At 33.0% G+C, this 13,142-nt stretch carries 11 protein-coding genes; all 11 read right to left on the bottom strand.

Annotated elements, in window-relative coordinates:
- Position 1: 1 nt before the first annotated feature.
- Positions 2–931, bottom strand: coding sequence for an aspartate carbamoyltransferase catalytic subunit (locus AAFU52_RS21035; protein WP_024769331.1), 930 nt, complete (start codon positions 929–931; stop codon positions 2–4).
- 46 nt (positions 932–977) lie between these two features.
- The gene (gene pyrR, locus AAFU52_RS21030) at positions 978–1,517 is read right to left on the bottom strand and encodes a bifunctional pyr operon transcriptional regulator/uracil phosphoribosyltransferase PyrR (protein ID WP_024769330.1); all 540 of its coding nucleotides are present in this window, start codon (positions 1,515–1,517) and stop codon (positions 978–980) included.
- A 223-nt stretch (positions 1,518–1,740) separates the two neighbouring features.
- Positions 1,741–2,142: a hypothetical protein gene (locus AAFU52_RS21025; protein WP_024769329.1), complete on the bottom strand. Its 402-nt coding sequence runs from the start codon at positions 2,140–2,142 to the stop codon at positions 1,741–1,743.
- Between the two features lie 374 nt (positions 2,143–2,516).
- Entirely contained in the window at positions 2,517–4,337 is a 1,821-nt protein-coding gene (gene rpsA, locus AAFU52_RS21020) for a 30S ribosomal protein S1 (RefSeq protein ID WP_024769328.1), read from the bottom strand.
- Positions 4,338–4,510: 173 nt separating this feature from the next.
- Positions 4,511–6,589 (bottom strand): OmpA family protein, encoded by a 2,079-nt coding sequence (locus tag AAFU52_RS21015; protein WP_438423448.1) that lies wholly within the window; start codon positions 6,587–6,589, stop codon positions 4,511–4,513.
- The gene (locus AAFU52_RS21010; protein ID WP_024769326.1) at positions 6,590–7,507 is read right to left on the bottom strand and encodes a PorP/SprF family type IX secretion system membrane protein; all 918 of its coding nucleotides are present in this window, start codon (positions 7,505–7,507) and stop codon (positions 6,590–6,592) included. It lies immediately after the preceding gene.
- A gap of 4 nt (positions 7,508–7,511) precedes the next feature.
- Entirely contained in the window at positions 7,512–10,166 is a 2,655-nt protein-coding gene (locus AAFU52_RS21005) for a gliding motility-associated C-terminal domain-containing protein (protein WP_438423447.1), read from the bottom strand.
- Between the two features lie 293 nt (positions 10,167–10,459).
- Positions 10,460–11,056, bottom strand: a complete 597-nt coding sequence (gene hisIE, locus AAFU52_RS21000) for a bifunctional phosphoribosyl-AMP cyclohydrolase/phosphoribosyl-ATP diphosphatase HisIE (RefSeq protein ID WP_024769324.1) — start codon at positions 11,054–11,056, stop codon at positions 10,460–10,462.
- 80 nt (positions 11,057–11,136) lie between these two features.
- The gene (gene hisF / locus AAFU52_RS20995) at positions 11,137–11,892 is read right to left on the bottom strand and encodes an imidazole glycerol phosphate synthase subunit HisF (RefSeq protein ID WP_438423446.1); all 756 of its coding nucleotides are present in this window, start codon (positions 11,890–11,892) and stop codon (positions 11,137–11,139) included.
- 122 nt (positions 11,893–12,014) lie between these two features.
- Positions 12,015–12,743, bottom strand: coding sequence for a 1-(5-phosphoribosyl)-5-[(5-phosphoribosylamino)methylideneamino]imidazole-4-carboxamide isomerase (hisA, locus tag AAFU52_RS20990; protein ID WP_438423445.1), 729 nt, complete (start codon positions 12,741–12,743; stop codon positions 12,015–12,017).
- Between the two features lie 33 nt (positions 12,744–12,776).
- Positions 12,777–13,133 carry a four helix bundle protein gene (locus tag AAFU52_RS20985; protein WP_438423444.1) on the bottom strand — a complete coding sequence of 119 codons (357 nt, stop codon included), beginning with the start codon at positions 13,131–13,133 and terminating at the stop codon, positions 12,777–12,779.
- Positions 13,134–13,142: the final 9 nt, after the last annotated feature.

Below are 13,142 nucleotides of genomic sequence, written 5' to 3'. Positions count from 1 at the left end.
ATCATCGTTTAATTTTTGAAGCTAAAAGATATATTACAGCCATTCGCACTGCAACCCCATTCTGTACCTGATCCAATATTATGGCTTGGTTAGAATCAGCAACATCACTCGTGATTTCTACTCCACGATTGATTGGTCCTGGGTGCATGATTACAATTTCCTTATTCAGACTATCCAATAACTTTTTATTTACTCCAAATTGTTGAGTATATTCTCGTGTTGATGGAAAATAACTAATCTCCATTCTTTCATTTTGCACACGCAACATATTGGCGACATCGCACCATTCTAGTGCTTTTTTTAGATCTGTTTCGACCTGAACTCCTAATTTCTCAATATATTTAGGAATTAGAGTTTTAGGGCCACAAACTTTTACTTCTGCTCCTTGTAGTTTTAAGGCAAAGATATTAGACAGTGCAACTCTAGAGTGCAAAATATCCCCTACAATCACAACCTTTTTCCCTCCTACTTCTCCTAATCGTTCGCGTATAGAATACGAATCCAATAAAGCTTGTGTAGGATGCTCATGGGCTCCATCTCCTGCATTAACAATACTTGCTTCTACATGTTTAGAAAGAAAAACTCCCGCCCCGGGGTTAGGGTGTCTCATGACTACCATATCTACTTTCATAGAAAGGATATTATTTACGGTATCAATAAGGGTTTCTCCTTTCTTTACAGAAGAAGATGCTGCAGAAAAATTAATTACATCTGCAGAGAGTCGTTTTTCTGCTAATTCAAAAGATAATCTTGTTCTTGTACTATTCTCAAAGAAAAGATTAGCTATCGTTATGTCTCTAAGCGAAGGAACTTTTTTAATTGGTCTATTAATAACTTCTTTAAAGTGATCAGCAGTCTCAAAGATTAAATTAATATCTTCTTTATTTAGATATTTTATTCCCAATAAGTGATGTACACTTAATTCGCTCATTCGTCTTAATTTATAATTTTAAATAAAACAATCTTATTTAGAGATCTTAATTTCCTATCAAATACACGGCATCTTTACCATCATTTTCTTCCCAATCTACTTTCACCTTTTCTTGATTTATGGCATCTACCTGTCGACCTCTATAATTAGGTTGTATCGGTAAATGTCTACTAAAACGTCTGTCAATTAGCGTTAGTAGTTCAATTTCTTGTGGCCTTCCAAAAGATTGTACAGCTGTCAAAGCTGCTCTAATACTTCGCCCTGTATATAATACATCATCAATAAACACAATTCGTTTATCTTCTACAACAAAATCAATATGGGTTTTATTAGCCTCAAGAATTTTTTCTCCTCTCCTAAAATCATCTCGATAGAACGTAATATCAAGGTAACCTAATTTGATATCTGTTACCATATAATGATCTACCAAAATTTTCTTGATACGATCAGCTAAAAAAGCTCCTCTAGGCTGAATCCCAATTAAAACAGTATCTCTAAAATGCGTATGATTTTCAATTAATTGACAAGCCAAACGGTGCAGAATTATATCAATCTCTTTCGCACTAAGTAGTAATTTTTGACTCATAATCTCCAAATGGATATCTGGAATACAAAAGTAGTGAAATTTTGGAACTATACAATTCAATTTCTAAATAACATACTATAGAAAATCTACTTTGCAGAAAACATATTACCGTAAATTAATAGTTCTAAATTTATAGTATATAAAAAAGAGATCCCTTCAACATTATGAGCTACAAAAAAAAGCGTAATTTAATAATTACGCCTTTTTAAAATAATTATCTATACTATATTCCCCCAGCTAATAGTACAAACGAGTTTTTGGACACTGGAGATACTTCATAATTCTTAATATCTTCAATAGTCTTCATATATTTTTCGGCTTCCAGGAATGCCGTTTCCAAAGCACTTAAATTAGAGTTTTCTTTTACAACAATAGTTTTAGACATAATACCGCCATCTGTGTATTCTATCGTTATTTTCCATTTTTTGATAGAATGAAAACTTTTATTCTTAGTTACTTTTTTAGTTTTTTTATTTTTTGGCTCTGTATCTATATTCTTTTTTACAGACGTTATAATTGGCTTATCATTTACTGCAATTGCCAGTCTATTTGTTTCTTTGGCATTTGCCTGAATGATTATTAAAAAATTTAATACAAATATGATTGCCCTGTTTATATTTTTCATTTTAAAAAACGTTTATGATTTTGTACAATGCAAATATCAGGAAGCTTCACTCTCTATACCATACTACTATTAGTGAAAATAACCTCCCATTTTTCAGGGATATAAAATTTTACAATTCAATCAAGTCAACACATTATCAAATAATAATATCATTGTATTATGTTTGCTAATCAAACCATTTTTCACTAGAGTACATGTCAAAAAACCCAGTTATAATCATGGTTATGGTATACACTAATAAAACATAGTTATAATTTTGAGCAGAATAAGCCCAAAGTAGAGGGAAGTATAAACAACACTGGATACAGTGTATTTATAAAAACAAAAGGCCGTTCATAAGAACGGCCTTTGCTATATCAAAAAATGTTGAGAAACTAGTTCCCTCCTTTTTCCATTTTAGCTTTAAGATCTGCTAAAGCATCGATATCACCAAGCGTTGTTTTTTCTGCTGAACCTGTAGCAGCTTTCTTCGCAGCTTGTTTAACGATCTTAGCTTCTTCTTCTTTGAATAAAGCTGTATGAGAAGCAACCACTCTTTTGAATTCCTTATTGAACTCAATAATTTGGAATTCTGCTTCATCACCTTTCTTAAGTTTGCTTCCATCTTCTTTTTCAAGATGACGAGATGGTACAAAAGCTACTACATCTTCATTGAAATCTATTGTAGCACCTTTGTCTACGATTTCACCGATTGTTGCAGTATGCTTAGTTCCTAAAGCAAATTCACCTTCATATTTATCCCAAGGATTATCTTCTGTTTGCTTATGACCTAGACTTAACTTACGTCCTTCTACATCTAGTTCAAGAACAATCACATCAAGCTTATCACTTACATTAGTAAAGTCTGATGGGTGTTTGATTTTCTTAGTCCATGAAAGATCTGAGATATAAATTAAACCATCAATACCTTCTTCTAATTCTACGAATACACCAAAATTAGTGAAGTTACGAACAATACCATTATGTTTAGATCCAACAGGGTATTTAGTTGTAATATCTGTCCATGGATCTGGAGTCAATTGTTTGATACCAAGAGACATCTTACGTTCTTCTCTATCCAAGGTAAGAATTACTGCTTCTACCTGATCACCAACTTTTACGAAATCTTGTGCAGAACGTAAATGTGTAGACCAAGACATTTCAGAAACGTGAATTAATCCTTCTACTCCTTCTTCAACTTCGATAAAAGCACCGTAATCAGCAATTACAACAACTTTACCTTTAACTTTATCACCTACTTTAAGTTCTTTATCAAGAGCTTCCCATGGGTGTGGTTTTAATTGTTTAAGACCCAATTGAATACGAGTCTTAGCCTCATCAAAGTCTAAGATAACTACATTCAACTTCTGATCAAGTTCAACGATCTCATTTGGATGGTTGATTCTAGACCAAGAAAGATCTGTAATATGAACTAATCCATCAACTCCTCCAAGATCAACAAATACACCATAAGAAGTAACATTCTTAACAGTACCTTCTAATACTTGACCTTTTTCTAATTGACCAATAATTTCTTTTTTCTGCTCTTCGATATCTGCTTCGATAAGCGCTTTATGAGATACAACAACGTTTTTGAATTCGTGGTTTATTTTTACCACTTTAAATTCCATTGTTTTTCCTACATACGCATCATAATCACGAATTGGCTTCACATCGATTTGAGAACCTGGTAAGAATGCTTCAATACCAAATACATCTACGATCATACCTCCTTTGGTTCTACATTTTACAAAACCATTTACGATTTCACCTGTATCATGAGCACTATTTACTCTATCCCATGCTTTAATCACACGAGCTTTACGGTGAGATAAGATTAATTGACCTGTTGCGTCTTCACGCACATCAATTAAAACCTCTACCTTGTCTCCTACTTTAAGATCTGGGTTATAACGAAATTCGTTTAGAGAGATAACACCTTCACTTTTAGCATTGATATCAATAATAGCATCACGATCAGTGATGTTAATTACTGTTCCGTCTACTACCTCATCGTTTAGGGTATCCACAAAATTCTCGGCAACTAACTTTTCAAACTCTTCAAGTTTTGAATCAGCGATAGGATCTATCCCTTCTTCATAGTTATGCCAGTTAAAATCTTTTAGGAATTGTTCAGGGTTTGCTTGTTGTGGAGTTTCAGCTACTGCTTTCTTCTCTACTTCCTGAACGTCTGTGTTTTTTGTTTCTTCAGACATTGAAGATAAAATTTGTATCCTGTATATTATTGAGAATCAAGACGAAAATTATACAGAAGTATTAATTAAATTAAACTATGTCCTTTTTAATCCTCTTATTCGTTAAAAAGGAGTGCAAAAGTACAATTTAATTTATTAGAAAACAAAAGATTATAATACGTTTCAGTAAATTATTAATACTTAATAATTTCGAATTCACTCCTCCTATTGGTTTGATGATCTTCTTCTGTACATACTTTACTACCGCAGTTAATTAGAGGTTGTGATTCACCAAATCCAACAAACTGCATTCTCCTTGCATTTACATACCCTACCAAAGCGAGATAATTACGTGTAGATTCAGCTCTTTTTGCCGATAACACCTGATTATATGATTCTGTACCTCTACTATCTGTATGGGAACTTATATTAATATAAACCGTCTTATATCGTTCTAACTTTGCAGCAAGTTTATCAAGCACTTTTTTAGAATCAGCTCGTATATTCCATTTATCATAATCAAAATAAATTGGAGGCATATCAAAATAGAGTTTTCCATTCTTTTCTATAACCGGCGGGCCATCTTTGTCTGCAAGAAGGATTTCTCTTAGTCTGGTTTTGGTTATTTCTTCTTTTTTACGCTTTGTATTAGATTCACTAATTCTAGTACGCTCATTGATATTAGTACTGTCACTGGATTGTATTCTGTTTTCATCATCTGTTACGGCAATATCCTTTTCTCTATCCAAGTAAATAATGTAGGTCTCTTCATCTTTCTCCTTAACCATCAACGGTTTGGTTCTAGTTTTATACTTATCTGCAGAAGCTTTAAAGTTATATCTCCCAGAAAATATCTTTAGATCAAAAGCTGCAATAGAATCTAATTGCCCCTCATACACCTTTACATTATCGTTATTATACAAAACAACATCTGGATTGGCGATATAATTATCGGTTGCAAAATCCCGGACTTCAAAACGTGTTCTATATTCGCGTGGGAAAATAGCTCCAATCTGAGAAAAGGTATAAATATCATCTCCTGATTTTTTTCGGTTTGATGCAAAAAAACCATCTGTTTCGTTATAATAAGTTATAGAGAAATCATCGTAGCTAGAATTAATTGGCGCCCCTAGATTAACGGGTCTGATTAGTTTCTCTCTTCGTAATTCTGAAACAAATATATCCATCATACCCAATCCTAAATGTCCATTTGAAGAAAAAAACAAATGACCCTTTTCTGAAATAAATGGAAACTGCTCTCGGTTTTCGGTGTTAATCGTTGGCCCCAGATTAGTTGGTTTACCATATGTACCATCCTGATTTACGGTAACAAAATAAATATCAAAATCTCCATATCCTCCAGGCATATTCGAACTAAAATATAACATCTCTCCATTTGCACTTAATGAAGGGTGCTCAACAGAGTAATTTACATCATTAAATTCTAATTTCTCAGGTTTGCCCCACTTACCATCAACCTTAATGGCCTTATATAAATGAATAGCATTATTATTAATACTATCAAATTTCTTTTTTCCTTTTTCAGAATTACTTTTAGACAAGTAGATTGTATTTCCGTCGGTAGTAAAACAAAAATTCCCTTCATGAAGTTTTGAATTAATTTCTTTTGAAATAGTTTCAATTTCAGAAACAGGTTTATTGTTCTGGTCCACCTTTACTTTATAAATATCCAAAAACGGGCGATGTGTCCACCTATAGTTTTTATCTAAAGGACTATAAGGACGTCTATCTGTACTAAAATAAAGAATACTATCTCTCTTAATAGCTCCAAACTCAGAAGCTTCTGAGTTAAAAGCAGCACTTGCTATAGTATAATCATCATCTTTTAATTTAAAATCCTCTATTGTAGAAATCGCATCAGAGGCACTAAAATCTCTCACGGTATTGTTTGACTTGTATATAGAAAGGTATTCTACAGATTTTTCATATTCTCCTAATGCAGAAAGCACCTGATACATCACAAAATTATACTGATTATGATATGTTTTATCTTTATCATAAAACTTACCCGAAGTTAATATCTTTAGATATCGATAAGCTTTTCTAAATTGAAAAGTATTATAGTATGAAGTGGTAATATTTTTAAGGATATGTTTTGTATACCCTTCCTTATTTAACTCTTCTTCATATTGCTGTGCAGCATTTATAAAATCTCCTTTTTCAAAAAAACGATCTGCTCTGCTTTTTTGTTGTGAAAAGGCAAACTGAGTAATCAGTACAGTTATTATCAATAATATCTTAGCTTTCATCATCTAGAAAAATCTTGGAGAGGAATATTTATTACTAAACTTAAGAAGATCAAAATTGAATAATATTACAATTTCATGGCTTCCATTATTATAACCACTTAAATCACTAACACTAAAATCATAGGAATATCCAACTTTTAGGTTTTTTGTAATATTAAACCCCGCCAAAGCAATAAATGAGTCCGTATATCGGTAAGATATCCCTAATTCGAATTTATCATAAATCAAAGAATTTAGTGAAAGATCAAAGGTTAAAGGAGAATCTACAACCTGCTTGATAACCATTGAAGGTTTTAATTTTACTTCATCAATAAAATCAAAGACATAACCTGCTATACCATATATATGTGTTTTTGTTTGTGCAACACCTATACCATCAATATCTATATCGCTAGGAAGTAAGTTTGGCGAAGATATACCCGCGTAAAAATTATTAGTAAACAAATACAAGCCTGCTCCAATATTCAATTGTGTAGTAGATGTATTATCTGCAAACGCAGGATCATTAGCTACATCAGAACCAGAAGGATCAATTTTAAAATTATTGATACCTGCTTTTAGTCCGTATGATAATCGAGTCTGATCAGAAATTCTTGTGATATATGCAAAATCAACATTTATATAATCATTATTAACCGGGATAGCATCTCCTATCCTATCGTTTACATAATTTATACTAAGCTCAATTTTTTCACTCATAGGAATATTAGCAAATATATTGGCTGTCTGTGGCGCTCCTTCAATACCTGTCCATTGTCTTCTGTATAACAACCCAGTCGAAATCAATCCATTCTGACCTGTAGCATATGCGGGATTAACCGTACTCATATTATACATATATTGAGAATATTGTGGTTCCTGCTGAGCATAGATCATCGAGCAGAAAATTATTGACATTACAAAAACTAACTTCAATTTCATTGGTTTATCTGCTTAGGTAAAAACTTCCTTGTATAGGTAAATTATTTTCAAAGTTTGGAACAAAAACATAAAAGTATGTTCCCGAAGGAAGGTCATCTCCTAGCTGCACAGACACATTGCTTTCTCCTCTAAACTCTTCTGTATTAAGATTTCCTTCATAAACAAGGCTACCATATCTATTGTATATTTTTAAATCAAAATCAGGGAATGCTTCTGGGATATTATACACCTCTTCTATCAACAAATCAAAAGTATCATTCTGGCTATCACCGTTTGGTGATACTCCGTCCTGAAAATCAAGAGTACATAATTCTCCATTTGCAAATCTCTCCCCGGTATTTAATATATTTATCAAAACTTCAAGACGTTCGGATTCACAATTATTTGCATCAATCGTAGCAATATAATATACCTGGTTATCAAAAAGTAAAGGATTATCAATAATAGGAATTTCACTTTCTAATGTGGCATACCAGTTATAGTTTAGAACATCAACTTCAATATCTTCTAATCTGGAGGCATCAAGAATACAAAATTCCTGAGGAGGTACGTTAGGAATCGGTAAATCTATGATTTGTATCGCTACATTTAAAGAAGATTGATCACAGGGTAACGTATTTGCTATTACATATCTAAAATTATAAATATTGTTAGTTAATGTCTCAAACTCTACTACTCCATCAGCACTTAACGCACCTGTATTATCGGTATCTTCAAAAATCCCAGTACGTGGGGTATCTCTGTCTAAAAGCGAATACAAGCTTACTCTACCATCTATTTTACAGAACGTTTCACTTCGATCATTACCAATTTCTACCGGTTCAACAATGGTAATAGTTACTGTAGATTGATCTTGTGCAGAACACCCTGGATTACCAGGTACTACATATATATAATCTCCTGCTCCCAAAACTGGCAGCAAAACATTATCAGAATCAAAAATACCTAAATGATCTGGTGAAGTATATCCAAAAGGGCCCTTCCAAGTTCCTGTGGTAACTGGGTTTCCTCCTAAAAGATCAAAAAGTGTTATCGTTAAATCGTCTGAGCAGAGTGTTCTACTTGCATTCTCTCCTGCATTAGGTAATGTGTTAACTGTAAATGTTAAATCTGCACTATCAACACATCCATTTATAGTATTTGTTGTGTATGTAAATGCAAATGTTTGTGAGCTATTACTATTTGGAAAAACAAATGTATTATCAATTACATCTCCAGCTGTGTTTGTCCAAACTCCTGTTGTTACTACTGTAGTACCATTAGTTCTTAATAAACTTCTAAGATCTACTTGTCCTTGAGATTCACATAAACTAATATCTTTTGTATCTTCTCCTGCATAGTCAAATCCAAATATTTGAATTTCTACTCTGGCAGTCATAACATCACAAGGATGTTCGCAATAAAATTCTCCTAATGGACTAGTCGCATAGGGATCACAAATAGAATCAGGATCACCATTAATACTGGGGCTCACTGCATATTCAAAAACATACGTTCCCGGTTCTGCTCCAAAAGGGTTTATAGTTCCTTTATATGTATAAGGTTTTAATGGATTGGGAGGTGATAAAACATGTAGCCCTAAATCGGATGAACCTGAAACCAAACGCCAATTTGTTTTTTTATTACTAAAATATTCGAATAGTAAGCCATTTTCTGTAGTGAATTCCAGCAAATTATATAGATCTATTTCTCCCGGGATATTATTACATCTTTGAAAAGGAGGGTTACTTTGATTAAATGGCCTAAGTTGTTCATAAAACACAAAACTAACTTTCGTAGTTTCATCACTACACACTGCAGAACGTTGCTCTACACTATAGGTAAAATCAAATTTTTTCCTTCCAAACCGTAAATTATTACCATTATCAATAAGGTTATCATAAATCGCTCTCAGATTAACCATCGAATCCTGTGAATTATCAATTTGTCCTGTAGGTTCTGGCAGCCATATTCCTTCAATATCTTCTCCTAATAAATATAGGTCATTAGTTAAATCTATATCGGCATCATATACTCCAGCCAAAAGATCGTCTTCACAAATATGAATGGGCTCAGATTCTCCCGAATCTACTTGTCTAACCATTGCTACCCGAACGGTAGTTTGTTGTGGAGGAGAGCATCCCGCAATACCTGAAACAGTATAAGTCAATTCGAAAACTTCCTGATCTACTAAAGGCACTCCAGGCTGGTAAGGTATTTCTACCTTAAGAAAACCATCATTATTAACACTTATAAAGCTACTACTAGAACCATTGTATGTCCATTCCCCATTCAAATGTGGAGATGGTGTATTCTTATCTAATGCAAACGCACTAAATAAATCAAAACCAATAAGGTCACAACCTTGAGCATTTACATTAAGTGGTCCTGATGGTGGAAGTGCTACACCAGAATATGGGCCCAAAACTAATCTTGCTGTCCTAACAGGAACATCTCCACAAGTTGCATTCTTTAATTCGAAAAAATAATCATCTTGTGTAATTATTGTGGTCGACTTTTTTAGTTCCCACATAAATAAATTACCCGTCGCAGCGTCGAATGCTGAAACAAATTTTGGGTCTATAGTCCATGTTCCATCTGCAGGAGTTGTGCCTGTCTCTGTATATATATTGATAATCCCATCGGGTCCATCAACCCCATCGAAGTCTATATTTTCCATATCACACTTTTCAATAGTGATAAGACCTAGATTACATTGCGAATGTATTCTCTGTGTAATTAGGGATATGATAAATAATAGAAATAGTAACTTGCTAGTATATTTCAAAATTGGTTTTTTATTTAATAAATATTCAACATCTAAAATATTTTACAAAAAACATTGATATAAATCTTACAATTACATGCAGATTTTATGCGGGTAGGAAAAATTTAACAGCAAATATATACATAAATTTTATACTCTAAAACCGCAATATTCAAATAGTTTCCACTTTAATTAAGATAAAAAAACTAAGATCTTGATTTTAAAACTCCTACAATATCTTTTAACTCATACCCTTTTGCCTGTAGCAGTATCAAATAGTGAAATAACAGATCTGCACTTTCGTTTAAAAACAATTCTTCATTATCATCCTTTGCTTCTATAACTACTTCAACAGCTTCTTCTCCTACTTTTTGTGCTACTTTATTAATTCCTTTCCTAAATAACGATGCTACATATGATTTCTCATCCTCTTGATTTTCTTTTCGAGTTCTAATTACATCTTCAAGATCAGACAAAAAACCATAGGATTGTTTATTATCTTCGTTCCAACAGGTATCTGATCCTTTATGACAAGTTGGACCTACAGGATTCACTGTAATCAAAAGGGTATCTTTATCGCAATCATTCTTTATGTCTACTACATTCAAAATGTTACCACTTTCTTCTCCTTTTGTCCATAATCTATTTTTGGTGCGACTAAAAAAAGTGGCTTTTTTTGTTTCTACAGTTGTATTGTATGCCTCTTGATTCATATATCCAAGCATTAATACATTCTTAGTCATTGCATCCTGAATGATAGCCGGAATAAGTCCGTCGCTATTTTTATTGAAGTTTATTTCCATAATCTAAAACACTTCGATGAGTTTAACACGGTATTAAAATTTTAATATCGTTAGTTTTCATCTATCGAAGATTCTTTTTTTTATAACCGTACAGGGATATTATTATCCTGTAATTTCTTTTTTAAATTTTTGATTTCTATTTCCTTAAAATGAAAAACACTTGCTGCTAATGCTGCATCTGCTCTACCCTCTATAAATGTGTCCACAAAATGTTGAACGTTTCCTGCACCACCAGAAGCAATTATGGGGATATTTAGCTCCTTTGACAGTATAGACAATGCTTCATTTGCAAACCCATCTTTGGTACCATCATTATCCATAGATGTAAATAATATCTCTCCAGCTCCTCGTTTTTCTACTTCTTTTGCCCAATCAAACAAATCCAATTCTGTAGGTACTTTACCACCTACTAAGTGTACTATCCACTTACCATCGATTTGTTTTGCATCTATAGCAACAGTAATACATTGTGATCCGAATTTTCCCGCCAGATCATTAACCAATTGTGGGTTCTTTACTGCAGATGAATTTATAGATACTTTATCTGCTCCATTTTGCAATAAAACATCCACATCTTCGACAGATGAGATCCCTCCTCCTACGGTAAAAGGAATATTTACTTTTTCTGCTACCTTAAGCACTAATTCTGCTAATGTTTTACGACGTTCTTCTGTTGCAGAGATATCTAAAAACACTAATTCATCTGCACCTGCTTTTGAATATGCATCAGCAAGTTCTACAGGATCACCCGCATCTCGTAGATCCACAAAATTAACTCCTTTTACGGTGCGTCCGTTTTTGATATCTAAACATGGTATAATTCTCTTTGTTAACATGATCATTCTTTTTTACTCAAACATGAGTTCTGTATGCTACTATTCTTTATTTACTATAGACTTAAATTATTCAAAAAGTTGCTTTTCAGTATACTCTTTAGCCATCTCTTCATTCATTTTTTTTATGCTTTTGACAGGATATATTCTTCTAATTGTTTCAGACTAATTCTGTTTTCATAAATCGCTTTTCCTATGATAGTTCCTTCACAACCGAGTTCTGCCAGTCTTGGCAATTCATCGAAAGTAGATATTCCTCCTGACGCTATTAGTTTAAGGTGATCTGTTTGAGATAGAATCCTACGATACAGCTCAAATGACGGCCCTTGCAACATTCCGTCTTTACTAATATCAGTGCAAATCACATAGGTTATTCCTTCTTTTTGATACTCCTGGACAAATGGGATCAACTCTTTATCACTTTCTTCCTGCCATCCGCTCACTGCTATCTTTTCATTATTTGCATCTGCTCCTAGAATAATCTTATCTGTACCGAATTTTTGTAACCACAATGTAAAAATGTCGGGATTTTTTACAGCAATACTTCCTCCTGTAATTTGATTTGCTCCACTTTCAAAAGCAATTCTAAGGTCATCATCAGTCTTAAGACCGCCTCCAAAATCAATTTTTAAGCTTGTTTTTGAAGCGATTTGTTCTAAAACTTTATGATTGACTATATGTTTAGATTTTGCTCCATCAAGGTCTACTAAATGTAGGTATTCGATCCCATGAGCTTCAAATTCCTTAGCTACTTCTAAAGGGTTTTCATTATATATTTTTTTTGTGTTATAATCTCCCTTAGAAAGACGAACGCATTTTCCGTCGATAATATCTATTGCTGGTATTATTCTCATAATTTTATTGTCTTAAGTAGTAAGTATTATGTCCTAAGATTGTTTAACGCTTCGTTGAAGAGAATAATTCATATTTCTAATCTCTCTACAGGAATTGAGTAATACATCTATTTGACCCTTATTTATAAAATCCAGTTTAACAGTTAAAAGCAATTGTGTTTCTAACTCACAAGTTGATCCATTAGCTATACTCAAAAAATGAATAAATTCTTTTGATGAATTTCTTCCAGCACCTTCTGCTATATTTGACGGTATCGAAACTGAACACCTTTTTATTTGTGATATTAAACCATATCTTTCATTATCAGGAAGAAGCTTCATTAGTTTATATACCTCGCAAACTAAATCCATTGACTTCTTCCAAACATTTAAATTCTCAAATTGATTCATACTATAACT

Source organism: Aquimarina macrocephali (assembly GCF_051627225.1).
In the GTDB taxonomy this organism is placed as follows: domain Bacteria; phylum Bacteroidota; class Bacteroidia; order Flavobacteriales; family Flavobacteriaceae; genus Aquimarina; species Aquimarina macrocephali.
Note: the sequence above shows the minus strand (reverse complement) of the source record. Positions and strands in the feature narration are given on the sequence as shown.

Bases quoted from the DNA above. Each gene is read 5' to 3' on its own strand.
- AAFU52_RS21035 (WP_024769331.1), bottom strand. From the start codon at position 931: ATGAGCGAATTAAGTGTACATCACTTATTGGGAATAAAATATCTAAAT.
- pyrR (WP_024769330.1), bottom strand. From the start codon at position 1,517: ATGAGTCAAAAATTACTACTTAGTGCGAAAGAGATTGATATAATTCTG.
- AAFU52_RS21025 (WP_024769329.1), bottom strand. From the start codon at position 2,142: ATGAAAAATATAAACAGGGCAATCATATTTGTATTAAATTTTTTAATA.
- rpsA (WP_024769328.1), bottom strand. From the start codon at position 4,337: ATGTCTGAAGAAACAAAAAACACAGACGTTCAGGAAGTAGAGAAGAAA.
- AAFU52_RS21015 (WP_438423448.1), bottom strand. From the start codon at position 6,589: ATGATGAAAGCTAAGATATTATTGATAATAACTGTACTGATTACTCAG.
- AAFU52_RS21010 (WP_024769326.1), bottom strand. From the start codon at position 7,507: ATGAAATTGAAGTTAGTTTTTGTAATGTCAATAATTTTCTGCTCGATG.
- AAFU52_RS21005 (WP_438423447.1), bottom strand. From the start codon at position 10,166: ATGGAAAATATAGACTTCGATGGGGTTGATGGACCCGATGGGATTATC.
- hisIE (WP_024769324.1), bottom strand. From the start codon at position 11,056: ATGGAAATAAACTTCAATAAAAATAGCGACGGACTTATTCCGGCTATC.
- hisF (WP_438423446.1), bottom strand. From the start codon at position 11,892: ATGTTAACAAAGAGAATTATACCATGTTTAGATATCAAAAACGGACGC.
- hisA (WP_438423445.1), bottom strand. From the start codon at position 12,743: ATGAGAATAATACCAGCAATAGATATTATCGACGGAAAATGCGTTCGT.
- AAFU52_RS20985 (WP_438423444.1), bottom strand. From the start codon at position 13,133: ATGAATCAATTTGAGAATTTAAATGTTTGGAAGAAGTCAATGGATTTA.